Origin of the sequence: Micromonospora sp. NPDC007271 (genome assembly GCF_040634005.1) — a bacterium.
Classification (GTDB): Bacteria; Actinomycetota; Actinomycetes; order Mycobacteriales; family Micromonosporaceae; genus Micromonospora.
In genome coordinates this window covers 1-14,628 of the sequence record NZ_JBEYER010000016.1, presented here as the reverse complement: position 1 = coordinate 14,628, position 14,628 = coordinate 1, and the positions used below count along the sequence as shown (strand labels likewise).

The following is a 14,628-nucleotide window of genomic DNA, read 5'->3' as shown; positions in this document are numbered from 1 at the left end:
GTCCTCTTCGCCCGCCGCCGGCCGTAGCTTGATCCGCCCCGACCGGTCCTGGAAGCTGCGTAGGGTGAACTGCGCATCCCAGGAAGGCTGACCCGTCATGACTGAAACCATCACGTCCAGGGACGGCACGACCCTCGTCGTCGACACGATCGGCCAGGGCGCGCCGGTGATCCTCGTCGGCGGCGCGTTCAACGACCGCTCGACGGTGGCCGGGCTCGGCGCCGAACTCGCGTCGGGGTTCACGGTGGTGACCTACGACCGGCGCCGCCGGGGCGCCAGCGACGACAAGAGCGGGGACTACGCGGTCGCCAACGAGGTCGACGACCTGGCGGCGGTCATCGCGCACGTCGGCGGCCGGGCCTCGGTGTTCGGGCACTCCTCCGGTGCGGTGCTCGTCCTTGAGGGGGCGATGCACCGGCTTCCGATCGACCGGGTCGCCGTGTACGAGCCGTCGTACTGCGCCGACGAGAAGTTGCCGATGCCTCCGGCCGACGTCTACGACCGGCTCAGGGCGCTGGTCGCCGCCGGGGACCGCGACGGCGCGGTGGAGCTGTTCCTCGGCGAGGTGGTCGGCGTCCCGGGCGGCGCGGTCGCCGGGATGAAGGCCAGCGAGACATGGCCGTTCCTGGTCGACAAGGCGCCGAGTCTCCCGTACGACGTGCTGCTCAGCACGCCCTGGCAGCTGATGCCGTTCGACCGGATCGCCGGGATCGGCGTTCCGGTGCTGGCCGTCTACGGTGACCAGACCGCGCCGGGCCTGGCGGCGGCGACTAGGGCGGTCGCGGAGACCGTGCCGGGCGCCGAGCTGGTGGTGATGGCCGGCGAGGACCACGCGGTGCTGCAGCGGCCGGCGGCGCTGGCGACGATTCTGGCGAAGTTCTTCTCCTGATCTGATCCTCCTGCCCAGCTACTCGCGAACGTGGGTGCGGATCTCCCGGGCCAGGGCTGCCTGGGCCTGGTCGTCGACCGCGAGCACGCCGTTCTCGGCCATGACTGCGTGGAACTGCTGCTGGTCGTAGGGCACGCCCGGGGGTAGCGGCGCGAGGTGCCAGTGCAGATGGGCGTTGCCCTGCTGGCTGCCGAGGCTCATCGCTCGAAGTCGAACGCCGTCCTCGGAGGTTGACCGTCCATACCGCAGGTTAGGTCCCGGTGCGGCGGCAGCGCCTGGGGGCACTCGCCGCCCCTGGTACGTGCCAGACTCGGCCTGTGGTGACGGAGGAGCGGTCCCGGGAGGTTCGATCGGTGGTCGACCTGGTCACCGGTTGGGCGGTTGAGCGGGGGGACGTCAATGGGGTGCTGGTCGTCGGCTCCTGGGCGCGCGGGGCCGCGCGGATGGACTCCGACGTCGACATCGTGGTCCTCACCGACAACCCGCGATACGCGCAGCCGGGCGGCTGGACCGGCCTGCTCGGTGGCGAGGTCGTCCGGCTGGGCGAGTGGGGGCCGCTCAGGGAAGTCCGGGTGCGGCGCTCGTCGGGGCTTGAGGTCGAGCTGGGCGTCGTTCCGGTGAGCTGGGCGGACACCGACCCGGTCGATCCTGGTACCCGCCGCGTCGTCGGAGACGGACACAGAATCGAGTACGACCCGGTCCGCGTGCTGGCCGCGTTGTCGGCCGCCTGCGCAGGGCCGCTCCATCCCGCTTCGTGAGGCTTGGCGTCGGGCAGGCCGGCGGCCCTCGGCGACTCGGCGGCTCACCGACGCCGGCCTGATCACCCTCGAGGAGACGACACCGAGTGCTGTTACGCCCTCCCCGACAAGGTTTGGTACGTGGGCCCGGCAACGAGCCGTGGGAGGGCTACACCGTGAAGGCCGACTCGCCCAACTGGAGAAGGCCACCGAGAGCGCCTGCTGCACCGCGACGGCAGAAGCACCCTGGAGCGGCTGGGGCGCCTCACCGACGCACCGCCACATTACGGCGTGTCGTCATTCACGGGGGTGATGGTCGTGGTGAAAGCGATATGCCTCTGAGTCATAAATATGACCGAGAGGCATATCGCTCAACAGGAGACAGCCCACTCCAGCGGACGCCCGCCACGGCCGGTCGCGACAAGATGGTGTCGAATCCGTCGATCGGCCGGATCGTCATGGTTGGCCGGTTCACTCCGATTTGGGGCGGATGAGCTCGACCTCGTCGCCCGGCAGAACCTTCACACTGCCCTGGGCATCGCGGACTTCGAGGATCGGCACACCCTCGTCGATGTCGAGGGAGCGGCGCTCGTTGCTGGTTGGCATCCGGGCGATCACGGAGGCGCCCAGCGGTAGCTCGACCCGCTGGCGCTCCGGCCGTTGTCGCACAGTCGTGCTTTGGCCCCGACTGGTGCTGACCAATCCCTCGTAGCGCAGGACCCAGATGGCCTCGCGTACAGCGTCCCTGCCGATCCCGTATTCCTGGCTCAGCCGCGCCTCGCTACCGATTGGCGCACCGGGTGGTAGCTCGCCGGACTCGATCCGGGCTCGGAGCAGGTCGGCGAGCTGCACATAGACGGGTGTGTGCGATCGCGGATCGATGGGCATGCCTCCAGCGTTGACGCCTCATGGGTAAGGGAGCCTTTGGCCGAATGGCCTTGTGGCCATACGCCCGTACGGGCTAGGGTGACAGCCACAGCAAGTGATCGGGCGATGACAGCCGCGCTATCACTCGTCGGTGAGCTGCTCTGCTGCCGTACTGCCGAGCTGGGCTGCGGTGGCAGGGCCAGGGTGGGCCGCCCGTTCGTGGCGGGCGGGCGGACCACCCTTCCAATGGGCAAGCCCTCGTCAACGGAAAGGTGGGACACGTCGTGCGCTTCTTCCGGCGTACCGGTCGGCAGGAACGGACCAGCCAGAACAACAAGCCCGGCTACTACCGGTCGGCGGCCTGTCCGCCGCTGCGCCCGTCGCAGGTGCGGGAGCGGCGGTTCCGGCCGAGCCGGTTCGGCCGGCGTGGGCTCGACCCGCAGGAGGTGCACGAGTTCCTCGACCGGGTGGCCGACGACCTGGCCGTCGTCTACGACGCGCTGGGTACCAGCCGGGAGGAGACGGCCCGGATCAAGGACGCGCTGCGGCGCTGGCAGTCCGAGCAGGCGCAACGGGCCAACGCCGCCGGGCAGTACCGCTGATGGCCGAGCGGGAGCGCTTCGTCGTCCACCTGCCGGTGGTCGCCACGGACCTGGCCGGCGCGGTGCGCCTGGCCCGGGTGGTTGCCCGCTGGGCCGGCCTGCTCTCCGCGGCCGACCCGGGCGAGACCACCGTCTCCGCCGAGGACGAGCAGTGCGTACGCCATCGGGTCTTCTGCGATTTGCGGCTGCCGGGCGGCCGGCGCTGCCTGCTCCGGGCCGACCACGATGGACCGTGCGCCCGCCGGCTCACCCGCTGACCGCCCGCCACCCCGGGCGGTCAGGCGGCGCGGAGGGCTTCCTCGACCCCGGGCTCGTGGCGGCCGAGGTGGACCGGATCCCGGCCGGAGACCACGTCCACCACCGCCTTCACGCAGGCGCCGTACTCGCGGGTCGAGCTGATCCGCCACTGGCGGGTGTACTGCCGGACGGTGTCGTCGCCCACGCCGTTGGCCTCGATGCCGAGGTGCCGGCACAGCGAGACGGCGCGCGGCAGGTGGAAGGACTGGGTCACCACCGTGAGGCGGTCCACCCCGAAGATCCGCTTGGCCCGCGCACACGAGTCGTACGTGTCGAATCCGGCGTAGTCCAGCACCACCTTGCCGGTCGGCACGCCCCGCTCGACCAGCCAGCGCCGCATCGCCTCGGGCTCGTTATAGTCGGCGTGCATGTTGTCGCCGGACACCAGGATCGCCCGGACCTTGCCGGCGTCGAACAGCCGCTGCGCGAGTTCCAGCCGGGCGGCGAGGTACGGCGAGGGGTTGCCGTCCGCCTCCACCTTGGCACCCAGCACGAGGGCGACCGGCGCCTCCGGCACGGTGGCCTCGCTGAAGATGTGGCCCTCGGCGCCACCGCGGATCCAGGCCACGCTGGCCGCGCCGGCCCCGGTCGCCAGCACCGTGCCGACGGCGACCGCGACCAGTGCCCAGCGCAACCGGCGAGCGGTGCACCACTGTTTGACGACTGCCAACCATCCCCGCATGTGGACGAGTATCTCAGGCGGGCGCATCCGTGGGGGCCGCCCGTCACGCGGGCCGCTGCCGGACCGGAGCCGCCGGCCCTGGCCGGGGTCAGCTGGCTCAGCTCAGGCCGCCGCCCGGGCGACGACGATCAGCTCACCGTCGTCGCTCGCGCCGACCGGCTCGCCGGCCCAGCCGCCGTACATTCGCTCGACGGTGAAGCCGGCGGCGGCGAGGGATGCCCGCAGCTCCGCCTCGGTCCGGAACCGGAGCGAGCCCGGGCTGCGGAGCTCCTCGCCGCCGGGGAGGGCGTAGTGGTGCAGGAAGCTGACCCGGCCGTCGCGTACCTCGGTCAACTCGGTCCAGGCGTCCACCGTCGTGCCGTCGGGCAGGGCGAGCCGGCGGCGGGACGCGTCCGGGGTCCAGCGCTCCCAGCGGCGGGCCGCCGGGTCGCGCGAGTCGAAGGCCAGCCAGCCGCCGTCGACCAGCGCGCGCCGCAGGTCGGCGAGGGTACGCGCCCACTCGTCGTCATCCCGGATCTCCTGCGCCACGTGGCTGGTCAGCAGGGCCACGTCGTACGCGGCATCGGGCAGGCCGGCGGAGGTGCCCCGGATCCAGGTGACGCGGCCCGCGCCCGGCTTGGCGCGGGCCGCGTCGAGGGACGCCCGCTGCGGCTCGACCCCGGTCACGGTGTGGCCGGCGGCGGCCAACGCCAGGGCGAGCCGGCCGGTCCCGCAGCCCAGATCGAGCACCCGGGCCCCGGGGGTCTCGGCGACGGTGCCCAGGAAGAAGTCGTCGTCCCGCCCCCACGCGTTCTCCGCGTCGTAGAGGACGGGCAAACGGGGATCCACCGGCGTCACGCCGCGTCGTTGCGCCGGATGATCTCGGTGACCACCCGTTCCAGTTCGACCCGCTTGGCCTCGACGTCCGCCAGGTCGGCGAAGTACGCCATCCGGCGGTCCGGCCACGCGCCCTCGAGCAACGGGCTGCCGATGGTGGCCAGGTGCGGATTGTGGAAGACCAGGTGCACCCGCTTGCGGTCCCGGAGGTTGAAGGTGGCGATGTAGTCGCCCCGGCTGAACGACGGCGCCCTCCACTTGATCTGTTCGGTGATCCGCTCGTCGACCCCGGTGATGATCGCCCGCAGCGCGACCACCTCGGCCTTGAACGGATGGTCCAGCTCGGCCAGGAACCGGTCGACGTCGGCCGGCCGGTGTGCGTGCAGATCCGCCATGACTGATCAGGATAGGGGTCAGGAGATGTGGTGGAGGATCACGTTGTGCACGTGGTGGCTCTTCTGCGCGCCCCGGAACTCGACCTCGTAGGTCTGTGAGCCGACGTGGATCGCGATCGCCCCGGTGGAGAAGAACGAACCGCCCCACGACTTGTTGCTCACCACGCTGACGCTTGTGATCTTCGAGTACGGGATGCTGGTGATGGCGTACCGCTTGCCGATGAAGGAGCGGTCCTGGATGATCACGCGGCGGTCGGTCAGGCCGATGAAGCCGGTGCCGGCCCCGACCGCGTCGTAGACGGCGATGATCTGTTCACCGGCCAGCAGCCCGCTCTGGATCTGCTGGAACTGCTCCTTGCGGTCGTACGTCGGGGTGGTCATGCCCTACGACGGTAGGCGGGGCGTGCCAGTCGGCTCAGGGCTGCGTGACGGCGCGGACCGCGTCCTCGATGCGGGCGGCGAGCAGGACCTCACCCTCGGTCAGCGGCTCGCCGTCGCCGTGGCCCACCTTGATCTGCGTACGGTCGGCGCGGCGGCTGATCTCGGGCCGCAGGCGCAGCGCGTCGGCGACGACCTTGACCCGCTCGGTCAACGCGGCGTGCTGGGTGTCGTCCAGGACGAGTGTGCGACGGATCTGCTCGCCCTCGCGGGTCCACCCGGACAGCAGGGTGAGAGCGTCGGTGAGATAGTCCTGCTTGGCCCGGCTGCTGAACAGCACACGCATCACCGCACCTCCCACGCGTCGTTGCCGGCTTGTGGCCAAATCGTCGCCGTCCCGTGTCCTAGTCGACGCACTCTAGTCTGTCGCCGCGTGGGTGGGGTGTCCACGCCCACACTTCCGGGTTCTGCTGACCTGACGGCGAGCTCAGCTACCCGAACCGCCGATTGATCTGGCACCCTGGACGGCCGTGTGGACCGAACGGGCTAGCGGCAGCGGGCAGAGTGATCGGCGTGAGCCGAAGGTGATCGTCGGGGCGGCCATCATCGCGGACGACAGGGTGCTCGCCTGCGCCCGCTCCGCGCCCCCCGAGGTGGCCGGCCGCTGGGAGTTCCCGGGCGGCAAGGTCGAGCCGGGGGAGGCCGAGACCGCCGCGCTGGTCCGCGAGTGCGCCGAGGAACTCGGCGTACGCGTGGAGATCGGCACGCGGGTCGGCCGCGACGTCCGGATGGCCCACGGCCGCTCGGTCCTCCGGGTGTACACGGCGCGCCTGCTCCACGGTGACCAGCCGAAGGCCCTGGAGCACTCGGAGCTGCGCTGGCTCTCCGCGGCCGAACTCGACAGCGTCCCCTGGCTGCCCGCCGACGCGCCGATCGTCGCCGCCCTCCGCCCGCTGCTCGCCGAGTCCTGAGCGGGACCGGACACCGGGTCGGAAACGGGACGGGGGCCGCCGGCATCTGCCGCGACCCCCGTCATCGTCCGCTCGTCCTCAGTGCTTCGGCTCGTCCTGCTGCGGGTGAGCGAAGTTGAGGTGCTGGGGCGGCAGCGGGAACCGCACGTCGTCGCCGAACGGCGACGGCGCGGCGGCCTTGTCGAAGGTCAGTTCGGTCAGCGGCAGCCGGCCGTTGGCGTCGACGGCGGGTGCCGTCGGGTGCGGCACCTCGCGGTGCCAGTTGACGCCCTGCTGCGCCTGCACCTCGGACCGCGTGTCGTGCGAGCCGCCGGCGTGCGAGTGCACCGCCGGGTCGTTGCCCGCCGTCGCGGCGCCGCTGTGATGCCCGCTGGTCACGCTGGTCTGAGGCACCTGACCCCTCCGGAAGATCTTGCTACCAAGCCACACGAGGGGATCGTACCTGCGGTCGACGACCCGCTCCTTCATGGGGATGATCCCGTTGTCCGTGATCTTGATGTGCTCCGGGCAGACCTCGGTGCAGCACTTGGTGATGTTGCAGTAGCCGAGTCCCATCTCGGACTGCGCGTACTCCTTGCGGTCGGTCTTCGCGTCGAGCGGGTGCATGTCCAGCTCGGCGGCCCGGATGAAGTACCGGGGACCGGAGAACGCCGACTTGTTCTCCTCGTGGTCGCGGATCACGTGGCAGACGTTCTGGCACAGGAAGCACTCGATGCACTTGCGGAACTCCTGCGAGCGCTCGACGTCCACCTGCTGCATCCGGTACTCGCCGGGCGCCACGCCGGCCGGCGGCGCGAACGCCGGGGTCTCCCGAGCCTTCTCGTAGTTGAACGAGACGTCGGTGACCAGGTCCCGGATGATCGGGAACGTCCGCAGCGGGGTGACCGTGACGGTCTCGTCCTCCTCGAACGTCGACATCCGGGTCATGCAGCTCAGCCGGGGCTTGCCGTTGATCTCCATGGAGCAGGAGCCGCACTTGCCGGCCTTGCAGTTCCACCGGCAGGCCAGGTCCGGCGCTTCCGTGTTCTGCAGCCGGTGGATGACGTCGAGGACCACCTCGCCCTCGTTGACCTCGACCGTGTAGTCCTGCAGGTCGCCGCCGGTCTCGTCGCCCCGCCAGATGCGGAACTGTCGCTTGGTCCCCATTACTTGCCCGCCTCCTCGGTGAGGGCGTCGAACTCGGCGAGTTCCTCGTCGGTCAGGTACTTGGCCAGCTCCGCCCGGTCGAAGAGGGCGAGCAGCTGCGAGCGCATCTTCGGCAGCGGCTTGTGCGCCAGGCGGACCTGGTCGCCGTCCAGCGAGCAGACCAGGTTCACCCGGCGCCACTTCGCGTCCATCGTCGGGAAGTCCTCCCGGGTGTGCCCGCCGCGCGACTCCTGCCGCTCCAGCGCGGCCTTCGCCGTGCACTCCGAGACCACCAGCATGTTGCGCAGGTCCAGCGCCAGGTGCCAGCCCGGGTTGTAGCGCCGGCCGCCGGCCGCGCTCACCTTGGCCACCCGCTCCCGCAGCTCGGCCAGCCGGCCCAGCGCGTCCACCAGCTCGCCTTCCCGCCGGATGATCCCGACCAGATCCCCCATCACGGCCTGGAGGTCCTGCTGGAGGGTGTACGGGCTCTCGCCGGTGTCCCGCTGCAGCGGCGCGAGGGCCGTCTCCACCGCGGCCTCCACCGCCGCCACCGAGACCGTCGGGCGCGCGGTGAGCTGATCGGTGTACGAGGCGGCGTGGCCGCCCGCCCGCTTGCCGAAGACCAGCAGGTCGGACAGGGAGTTGCCGCCGAGCCGGTTGGAACCGTGCATCCCGCCGGAGACCTCGCCGGCGGCGAACAGCCCCTGGACCGTGCCCGCCGCCGCGCCGGAGTCCGGGTCCACCTCGACGCCGCCCATCACGTAGTGACAGGTCGGGCCGACCTCCATCGGCTCCTTGGTGATGTCGACGTCGGCCAGCTCCTTGAACTGGTGGTACATCGACGGCAGGCGGCGGCGGATCTCCTCGGCCGGCAGCCGGGAGGCGATGTCCAGGTAGACGCCGCCGGCCGGCGTACCCCGACCGGCCTTGACCTCGCTGTTGATCGCGCGGGCGACCTCGTCGCGGGGCAGCAGCTCGGGCGGACGCCGGTTGTTGTCCGGGTCGGTGTACCAGCGGTCGGCCTCCGCCTCGTTGTCCGCGTACTGCTTGCGGAACACGTCCGGCACGTAGTCGAACATGAACCGCTTGCCCTCGGAGTTCTTCAGCACCCCGCCGTCACCGCGGACCGACTCGGTGACCAGGATGCCCTTCACCGAGGGCGGCCAGACCATGCCGGTCGGGTGGAACTGGAGGAACTCCATGTTGATCAGCGTCGCCCCGGCGCGCAGCGCCAGCGCGTGGCCGTCCCCGGTGTACTCCCAGGAGTTCGAGGTGACCTTGTAGGAGCGCCCCACGCCGCCGGTGGCCAGCACCACGGCCGGCGCCTCGAAGAGGACGAACTCGCCGGACTCCCGGTAGTAGCCGAACGCGCCGGCGATCCGGTCGCCGTCGAGCAGCAGCTCGGTGATGGTGGTCTCGGCGAAGACCTTGATCCGCGCCTCGTAGCTGCCGAACTCCTGCTTGTCCTCCTGCTGGAGGGAGACGATCTTCTGCTGGAGGGTACGGATCAGCTCCAGCCCGGTCCGGTCGCCGACGTGCGCCAGCCGGGGGTACTCGTGGCCGCCGAAGTTGCGCTGGGAGATCTTCCCGTCCTTCGTGCGGTCGAAGAGCGCACCGTACGTCTCCAGCTCCCAGATCCGCTGCGGCGACTCCTTCGCGTGCAGCTCGGCCATCCGGAAGTTGTTGAGGAACTTGCCGCCGCGCATGGTGTCGCGGAAGTGCACCTGCCAGTTGTCCCGGGGGTTCACGTTCCCCATCGCGGCGGCGGCGCCGCCCTCGGCCATCACCGTGTGCGCCTTGCCGAACAGCGACTTCGAGATGATCGCGGTCTTCTTGCCGGCCAGCCGGGCCTCGATCGCCGCGCGCAGGCCGGCGCCACCGGCCCCGATCACGACGACGTCGTAGTGGTGTCGTTCGATTCGCGTCTCAGTCATGTCCAAGGGCCTCTAGTTGATGAACCGCAGGTCGGGGAACCACTCGGCCGCGATCGCCATGACGTAGAAGTCGGTCAGCGCCAGGGTGCCGAGGGTGATCCAGGCGAGCTGCATGTGTCGGACGTTCAGCCAGGAGACGAAGGTCCAGGCCTTGTAGCGCACCGGGTGCTTCGAGAAGTGCTTGAGCCGGCCGCCGATGATGTGCCGGCAGGAGTGGCAGGAGATGGTGTACGCCCAGAGCATCACCACGTTGCCGATCAGGATCAGGTTGCCCAGCCCGAAGCCGAAGCCCTTGGGGGAGTGGAACGCGTAGAAGACGTCGTACGTGTTGATCGCCGAGATGATCGCCGCGGCGTAGAAGAAGTAGCGGTGCAGGTTCTGCCCGAGCAGCGGGAACCGGGTCTCCCCGCCGTACGCGGCGTGCCCGTCGGGGACGGCGCAGGCCGGCGGCGAGAGCCAGAACGACCGGTAGTAGGCCTTGCGGTAGTAGTAGCAGGTCAGCCGGAACAGCAGCAGGAACGGCAGGGTCAGCGCCGCGTCCGGGATGATCCACCAGTCCGGCAGGAAGGTGCCCATGTGCGCGGAGCCCGCACCGCACCGCTCGGTCAGGCAGGGCGAGTAGAACGGCGTCAGGTAGTGGTACTTCTCGACCCAGAACCAGTCGTGCATGAAGACCCGGACCGTCGCGTAGATGACCCAGGCGCTGAGGCCGACGACGGTGATCAGTGGCGCGAACCACCAGCGGTCGGTTCGCAACGTCTTCGCCGCGATCGCGGCGCGCGCCCGCGCCCCGAGCGGCCTCGTTGCCGTTGATGTCATTCGAGTCTCCCTGACGGCGCCCTCGCGGGCGGCGGATCACCTTCCGTTACCGGCCAGCGGACCGGTGAGACCGCGTCCACTGCCACGTCTTGCGCACGCGTGCGACCACGCCGACGAACCGGCGTAGCTAAATGACACACGTTACGCCGATCTTCGCGGCGTGGCCGCGCATCGCAGTGTCCCGTGTGTCCCGCAGGTTGGAAAGACCTGAGCCATGATCAATATCTGAAGAGGCTCCCGGTCAGTCCCGAAAAGGAAGGTGTGGTCAGCCCGACGCGCCGCCGGTGAAGTTCCACGACGCCAGCCGCAGCGGCGGCGCCTCCCACCAGGAGCCGTCGACCCGGTCCGGCTGGCGGACCGGCTGCCGGCCCAGGCCGAGCACCTGGCCCGGTCCCAGCGCCCGGGGGTACGACTCGGTGAAGCGGAAGTCGCGGACCGGCCGGGTGGGCACCCCGTCCTCGACCAGCCAGACCCCGTTGCGGGTCAGCCCGGTGATGACCAGCCGCTTCGGGTCGAGCACCCGGGTGTACCAGAAGTCGCTGACCAGCAGCCCGCGCTCCACCCCGGCGACCAGCGCCCCGGTGTCCGCATCGGCCACCGCACCGGGCGGTGCGCCACCGCCGGGCGTGCCACCGGGTGTCCCGCCGACGGGCGACGGGCTGTCCCCACCGACCGCGCGGGCGGCGGCGGGAAGCAGGCGGAGGTTGTGCGGGATCGGGCCGAAGGTGGCGGCCCCGGGCATCCCGTGACCGGTGGAGGCGGCCGCCGCCTCGGCGCCGCTGCGCCGGTCGTGCGCCACCGCCGTCGTGGTGCCGGCGTCGACCAGGGTCAGCGCGTGCCGGGGCGTGCCCTCCATGTCGTACGGCAGGGCGGAGGCGTGCAGCGGGTCGTCGACCAGGGTCACCGCGGGATCGAACTGGACGGTGCCGAGCTCGGCGAAGGACTGCCGCTCGGCGTACCGCTTGCCGTTGAAGCCGTACCAGGCGAGATTCTGCAGCAGGTCGGCGACGGCGGCCGGTTCGAGCACCACCTCGTACCGGCCCGGAGGCAGCTCGACCGGGTCCGCCGCCGCCCGCGCCTTCGCCGCCGCCCGGGCGCCGAGCGCCGCCCCGTCCAGGTCGCCGAGCCGGTCGGCGCAGCGCCGGGCCACCCCGTCGGCCCCGCCGCTACGCGCGATGCCGTCCATCGCCGCCTCGGCGGTACGCCCCACCGTCGAGTGCCCGGCCGAGTTGGCGAACGCCCCCGACCGGTACGCCGTCCGGCAGAAGCCGGCCGTCTCCAGCCCACCGGCAGCGTCCACGAAGGCGCGTACCCGGGCGGCCCGCTCGTCGGGCGACGCGTACGCGGTGGCCTCGTCGAAGACCGTGCCCGGCGGGACCGGCGACGGCGGGGCCAGCCCCGGCCAGGCCGGGTCGGTCGGGACGAGCCGGGCCGCCGCCAGGGTCCGCTCGACCAACGCGGCCAGCCCTTCGGGGTCGAGCAGGCTGCCGGTGCCGGCGGCCGTCCGCCCGTCGACGTGCAGCCGCAGCCGCACCGCGGTGCCCGACTCGGCGACGTTCTGATGGATGAACGAGTTCGCGAACCGGGTCAGCGCCAGGTCGGTGCGGGTCACCGTGACCTCGGCCTGCGCGTCCGGCCCGGCGAGTCGGCGGACCAACTCGACGACCTGGCCGGCGACGTCCAACTCGGTCATGCCCGTACCCCCACCCGGACGTTGCGGAAGCGGGCCGGGGCCGCCGGGTGGCCGGTGTGCCCGACCTGGCCGGGCTGCCCCTTGCCGCAGTTCGGCGTGCCCCAGGGGACGATCTCCGAGGAGAGCATGTCCATCGAGCGCCAGAAGACCGGCCCGATCCCGGTGTAGGTGGGGTTGCGCAGCATCCGCCCCCGCCGGCCCTTCTTCACCTCCCAGCCGACCTCGCAGCCGAACTGGAAGTTGAGCCGCTTGTCGTCGATCGACCAGGAACGGTTGATGTCCATGAGCACCCCGTCGTCGGTGGCCGCGATGATCTCGTCGAGCGTGTGCGGGCCCGGTTCCAGGCCCACGTTGGTCATCCGCACCATCGGCAGCCGGGCCCAGCCGTCCGCCCGTACGCTGCCGCCGTACCGAAGGCCGGCCACGGCGGCCGAGTCCCGGCCGGCGAGCACCCCCACCCAGTGGCCCGCGCGGACCGCATCCCGCTTGACCGCCGGTGAGCCCTCGTCGTCGAAGCCGAAGCTGCCCAGCGCGCCGGGGATGGTCGGGTCGATGGTGACGTTCATCAGCTCGGAGCCGTAGCGCAGGCTGCCGAGCTGGCTCAGGTCCAGCCAGGACGTCCCAGCGAAGGCGGCCTCCCAGCCGAGGATCCGGTCCAGCTCGATGGCGTGCCCGACCGACTCGTGGATCTGCAGGGCGAGCTGTTCGCCGCCGAGGATCAGGTCGGTCTCGCCGGACGGGCACTCGGGCGCGGTGAGCAGCTCCCGGGACTCCTCGGCGATCCGGGCGGCGTGCGCGGTCAGGTCGAGTGAGGTGACCAGCTCCCAGCCGGTGGTGCCGTACTGGCCGCGGTAGCTGGGGTAGGACCGGCGCTGGGTCTCGCCGTCGCCGATCGAGGTGGCCGAGATGCCGCCGCCGCACTCGCGGATGCGCTGGTCGATCCGGTGCCCCTCGCTGGAGACGAACCACTTGGCGGTGTCCCAGATCTGGTAGAGCCCCTCGGCCAGGTCGGCGCCGTGCGCCCGCATCGTCTCGGTGGCGCGGACCAGCAGGTCGCCCTTGTCGGAGAGGGGGACGCCGAGCGGGTCGACCTCGCAGCCGGAGGCCCAGCTCGCGACGGTCGCCTCGACCGGGACCAGATCGATCGGCGGGCCGGGCACCCGCGCGCTCGCGGCGGCGATCGCCGCGGCGCGCCGGCCGGCCTCGCGCGCGTCCGACAGATCCGGTACGGCGTGGAAGCCCCAGCTCGACCCGACCAGCGCCCGGACCCCCAGCCCGACGCTCTCGTCCTGGGTCAGCTCCTCGATGTCCCCGTTGCGAGCCGACATCGACTCGTAGCGGCGGTGCATCACCCGGGCGTCCGCGTACCGCGCCCCCGCGTCGAGGGCGGCCTGGACGGCGTCGGTCGCCGCGTCGAACTCGGTCATGCCGGCACTCCGGTGCGCTCGCTCATGCGCCCGACCCTAGGTGAACCGACCGCCGTCCGTCAGGGGACGAGATCCTCCGGCCGGATCGTGGCGCGCACTGGCTCGGTCAACTCCAGCGCCTCGCCCGGCTTGGTCACCGACAGTTCCCGGTAGTGCCGGCCCTGCCGTCGGTACAGGTGCAGTGTGCCGTTCTCCTGTTCGACCAGCAGGTACCACTCAATCCCGGCGGCGGCGTAGTAGTGCATCTTGAGCACCTTGTCGGTGGCCGCGTTGCTCGGCGAGATGATCTCGCAGACCAGCCGGACCTCGCTCGCCTCGACATTGACCTCGTCGAAGTCGATGGGACCGGTGATCACTAGGTCGGGGATAGGAATTCGACCGGGCCTGAGGCGAACGTTGACGGCTTCGAGAACGTGTAGCCCCGCCTCGCGCGCCGGGATGCGGAGAGCTACCCGCAGTTCGCCGGAGATGTTCTGGTGTCGGGGGGTGGGCGCAGGGGTCACGTGGAGGCTCCCGTCGAAGAGTTCGACGCGTTGCTGCGTCTCGCCGAGCGCGAGGTACTCCTCTTCGGTCCACGGTCCGTCGTGGTCGAACACCGCCGCGGTCATGGTCACCTCCACCTCGTGCCGGCGGGAATCTTCACGTGGCTGGCGCGTCCATCGTCGCACCCGCCGTGCGATCACGGTACGCAGACGTCGAGTCGTGGACGTGAATCTCCTGCTGAGGGGCTGGCCAAGCTCGAAACCCACTCGTTACGCTCAGCCCGCTGACATCCCACGTTTTGTAGCTTATTTTCGCCTCCAGAACTTTGCTGTAAGTTCTCTTCGTCACTGAGGGAGGCGGTCGTGGGCAGGTCGGAGTCGGCGCCGTCCGGGGAACCGGACCGCCCCGTGGTCCCGGAGCAACGCTCCGGTGAGGGCCCCTATCTGCGGGTGAAGGACCTGCGGGTGCGGTTTGACACCGAGGACGGTGTGGTCCGGGCGGTGGACGGGGTGT

Annotated in this window: 18 protein-coding genes and 2 pseudogenes; 7 read left to right on the top strand and 13 right to left on the bottom strand. The window is 71.1% G+C overall.

Annotated features, from left to right (window positions below):
- Nucleotides 1-97 precede the first annotated feature (97 nt).
- Nucleotides 98-889 carry an alpha/beta hydrolase gene (locus ABZ570_RS08410; protein ID WP_358058863.1) on the top strand — a complete coding sequence of 264 codons (792 nt, stop codon included), beginning with the start codon at nucleotides 98-100 and terminating at the stop codon, nucleotides 887-889.
- Nucleotides 890-907: 18 nt separating this feature from the next.
- Here the strand turns inward: ABZ570_RS08410 and ABZ570_RS08405 are convergent, their stop codons facing one another.
- Nucleotides 908-1,090, bottom strand: coding sequence for a hypothetical protein (locus tag ABZ570_RS08405; protein WP_358058860.1), 183 nt, complete (start codon nucleotides 1,088-1,090; stop codon nucleotides 908-910).
- 116 nt (nucleotides 1,091-1,206) lie between these two features.
- On the opposite strand from ABZ570_RS08405, the gene ABZ570_RS08400 reads away from it, so the two are divergent.
- Together ABZ570_RS08400 and ABZ570_RS08395 are read left to right on the top strand one after the other, a co-directional pair.
- A complete protein-coding gene (locus tag ABZ570_RS08400) occupies nucleotides 1,207-1,647 on the top strand; it encodes a nucleotidyltransferase domain-containing protein (RefSeq protein WP_358058857.1) in 441 nt (146 codons plus the stop codon).
- 28 nt (nucleotides 1,648-1,675) lie between these two features.
- Nucleotides 1,676-1,939 (top strand): annotated as a pseudogene (locus ABZ570_RS08395) (glyoxalase/bleomycin resistance/dioxygenase family protein); the annotation flags it as partial.
- A 158-nt stretch (nucleotides 1,940-2,097) separates the two neighbouring features.
- Here the strand turns inward: ABZ570_RS08395 and ABZ570_RS08390 are convergent.
- A complete protein-coding gene (locus ABZ570_RS08390; RefSeq protein ID WP_358058855.1) occupies nucleotides 2,098-2,514 on the bottom strand; it encodes a winged helix-turn-helix domain-containing protein in 417 nt (138 codons plus the stop codon).
- Between the two features lie 263 nt (nucleotides 2,515-2,777).
- Here ABZ570_RS08390 and ABZ570_RS08385 point away from each other — a divergent pair, with 263 nt between their 5' ends.
- Both ABZ570_RS08385 and ABZ570_RS08380 read left to right on the top strand, forming a co-directional pair.
- On the top strand, nucleotides 2,778-3,095 hold the full coding sequence (locus ABZ570_RS08385) for a DivIVA domain-containing protein (RefSeq protein WP_358058852.1): 318 nt from the start codon (nucleotides 2,778-2,780) through the stop codon (nucleotides 3,093-3,095).
- Complete coding sequence (locus tag ABZ570_RS08380) at nucleotides 3,095-3,352, top strand: hypothetical protein (protein ID WP_358058849.1); 258 nt, start codon at nucleotides 3,095-3,097, stop codon at nucleotides 3,350-3,352. The genes ABZ570_RS08385 and ABZ570_RS08380 overlap by 1 nt, the downstream gene beginning before the upstream one ends.
- A gap of 20 nt (nucleotides 3,353-3,372) precedes the next feature.
- Here ABZ570_RS08380 and ABZ570_RS08375 read toward each other — a convergent pair whose 3' ends face one another.
- From ABZ570_RS08375 to ABZ570_RS08355, 5 genes are all read right to left on the bottom strand, one after another.
- A complete protein-coding gene (locus tag ABZ570_RS08375) occupies nucleotides 3,373-4,074 on the bottom strand; it encodes an ElyC/SanA/YdcF family protein (RefSeq protein WP_358058846.1) in 702 nt (233 codons plus the stop codon).
- A 102-nt stretch (nucleotides 4,075-4,176) separates the two neighbouring features.
- Nucleotides 4,177-4,902 (bottom strand): methyltransferase domain-containing protein, encoded by a 726-nt coding sequence (locus ABZ570_RS08370; protein WP_358058843.1) that lies wholly within the window; start codon nucleotides 4,900-4,902, stop codon nucleotides 4,177-4,179.
- A gap of 5 nt (nucleotides 4,903-4,907) precedes the next feature.
- Nucleotides 4,908-5,285, bottom strand: coding sequence for a DUF1801 domain-containing protein (locus ABZ570_RS08365; RefSeq protein WP_358058840.1), 378 nt, complete (start codon nucleotides 5,283-5,285; stop codon nucleotides 4,908-4,910).
- A gap of 18 nt (nucleotides 5,286-5,303) precedes the next feature.
- Nucleotides 5,304-5,666 carry a PH domain-containing protein gene (locus ABZ570_RS08360; protein WP_358058837.1) on the bottom strand — a complete coding sequence of 121 codons (363 nt, stop codon included), beginning with the start codon at nucleotides 5,664-5,666 and terminating at the stop codon, nucleotides 5,304-5,306.
- Between the two features lie 34 nt (nucleotides 5,667-5,700).
- Nucleotides 5,701-6,009 carry a 4a-hydroxytetrahydrobiopterin dehydratase gene (locus tag ABZ570_RS08355; RefSeq protein ID WP_358058834.1) on the bottom strand — a complete coding sequence of 103 codons (309 nt, stop codon included), beginning with the start codon at nucleotides 6,007-6,009 and terminating at the stop codon, nucleotides 5,701-5,703.
- A gap of 184 nt (nucleotides 6,010-6,193) precedes the next feature.
- Between ABZ570_RS08355 and ABZ570_RS08350 the strand changes: the two genes are divergently transcribed.
- Nucleotides 6,194-6,634, top strand: a complete 441-nt coding sequence (locus ABZ570_RS08350; protein WP_358058831.1) for a (deoxy)nucleoside triphosphate pyrophosphohydrolase — start codon at nucleotides 6,194-6,196, stop codon at nucleotides 6,632-6,634.
- A 78-nt stretch (nucleotides 6,635-6,712) separates the two neighbouring features.
- On the opposite strand, the gene ABZ570_RS08345 is transcribed toward ABZ570_RS08350, so the two are convergent.
- From ABZ570_RS08345 to ABZ570_RS08320, 6 genes are all read right to left on the bottom strand, one after another.
- Entirely contained in the window at nucleotides 6,713-7,780 is a 1,068-nt protein-coding gene (locus ABZ570_RS08345) for a succinate dehydrogenase/fumarate reductase iron-sulfur subunit (RefSeq protein WP_358058828.1), read from the bottom strand.
- Complete coding sequence (locus ABZ570_RS08340; RefSeq protein WP_358058825.1) at nucleotides 7,780-9,693, bottom strand: fumarate reductase/succinate dehydrogenase flavoprotein subunit; 1,914 nt, start codon at nucleotides 9,691-9,693, stop codon at nucleotides 7,780-7,782. The genes ABZ570_RS08345 and ABZ570_RS08340 overlap by 1 nt, the downstream gene beginning before the upstream one ends.
- 12 nt (nucleotides 9,694-9,705) lie before the next feature.
- Nucleotides 9,706-10,512: a hypothetical protein gene (locus ABZ570_RS08335; RefSeq protein ID WP_358058822.1), complete on the bottom strand. Its 807-nt coding sequence runs from the start codon at nucleotides 10,510-10,512 to the stop codon at nucleotides 9,706-9,708.
- Nucleotides 10,513-10,777: 265 nt separating this feature from the next.
- A complete protein-coding gene (locus tag ABZ570_RS08330; protein WP_358058819.1) occupies nucleotides 10,778-12,205 on the bottom strand; it encodes a metallopeptidase TldD-related protein in 1,428 nt (475 codons plus the stop codon).
- On the bottom strand, nucleotides 12,202-13,632 hold the full coding sequence (locus ABZ570_RS08325) for a TldD/PmbA family protein (protein ID WP_358058816.1): 1,431 nt from the start codon (nucleotides 13,630-13,632) through the stop codon (nucleotides 12,202-12,204). The genes ABZ570_RS08330 and ABZ570_RS08325 overlap by 4 nt, the downstream gene beginning before the upstream one ends.
- Before the next feature lie 59 nt (nucleotides 13,633-13,691).
- The gene (locus ABZ570_RS08320; protein ID WP_358058813.1) at nucleotides 13,692-14,240 is read right to left on the bottom strand and encodes a Uma2 family endonuclease; all 549 of its coding nucleotides are present in this window, start codon (nucleotides 14,238-14,240) and stop codon (nucleotides 13,692-13,694) included.
- 237 nt (nucleotides 14,241-14,477) lie between these two features.
- Here ABZ570_RS08320 and ABZ570_RS08315 point away from each other — a divergent pair.
- A pseudogene (locus ABZ570_RS08315) lies at nucleotides 14,478-14,628 on the top strand (ABC transporter ATP-binding protein); the annotation flags it as partial.

What these genes read in the sequence shown, in the direction of transcription:
- ABZ570_RS08330 (WP_358058819.1), bottom strand. Translation starts at nt 12,205, where the DNA reads ATGACCGAGTTGGACGTCGCCGGCCAGGTCGTCGAGTTGGTCCGCCGA.
- ABZ570_RS08335 (WP_358058822.1), bottom strand. Translation starts at nt 10,512, where the DNA reads ATGACATCAACGGCAACGAGGCCGCTCGGGGCGCGGGCGCGCGCCGCG.
- ABZ570_RS08355 (WP_358058834.1), bottom strand. Translation starts at nt 6,009, where the DNA reads ATGCGTGTGCTGTTCAGCAGCCGGGCCAAGCAGGACTATCTCACCGAC.
- ABZ570_RS08410 (WP_358058863.1), top strand. Translation starts at nt 98, where the DNA reads ATGACTGAAACCATCACGTCCAGGGACGGCACGACCCTCGTCGTCGAC.
- ABZ570_RS08325 (WP_358058816.1), bottom strand. Translation starts at nt 13,632, where the DNA reads ATGACCGAGTTCGACGCGGCGACCGACGCCGTCCAGGCCGCCCTCGAC.
- ABZ570_RS08360 (WP_358058837.1), bottom strand. Translation starts at nt 5,666, where the DNA reads ATGACCACCCCGACGTACGACCGCAAGGAGCAGTTCCAGCAGATCCAG.
- ABZ570_RS08390 (WP_358058855.1), bottom strand. Translation starts at nt 2,514, where the DNA reads ATGCCCATCGATCCGCGATCGCACACACCCGTCTATGTGCAGCTCGCC.
- ABZ570_RS08380 (WP_358058849.1), top strand. Translation starts at nt 3,095, where the DNA reads ATGGCCGAGCGGGAGCGCTTCGTCGTCCACCTGCCGGTGGTCGCCACG.
- ABZ570_RS08375 (WP_358058846.1), bottom strand. Translation starts at nt 4,074, where the DNA reads ATGCGGGGATGGTTGGCAGTCGTCAAACAGTGGTGCACCGCTCGCCGG.
- ABZ570_RS08405 (WP_358058860.1), bottom strand. Translation starts at nt 1,090, where the DNA reads ATGAGCCTCGGCAGCCAGCAGGGCAACGCCCATCTGCACTGGCACCTC.
- ABZ570_RS08340 (WP_358058825.1), bottom strand. Translation starts at nt 9,693, where the DNA reads ATGACTGAGACGCGAATCGAACGACACCACTACGACGTCGTCGTGATC.
- ABZ570_RS08345 (WP_358058828.1), bottom strand. Translation starts at nt 7,780, where the DNA reads ATGGGGACCAAGCGACAGTTCCGCATCTGGCGGGGCGACGAGACCGGC.
- ABZ570_RS08365 (WP_358058840.1), bottom strand. Translation starts at nt 5,285, where the DNA reads ATGGCGGATCTGCACGCACACCGGCCGGCCGACGTCGACCGGTTCCTG.
- ABZ570_RS08320 (WP_358058813.1), bottom strand. Translation starts at nt 14,240, where the DNA reads ATGACCGCGGCGGTGTTCGACCACGACGGACCGTGGACCGAAGAGGAG.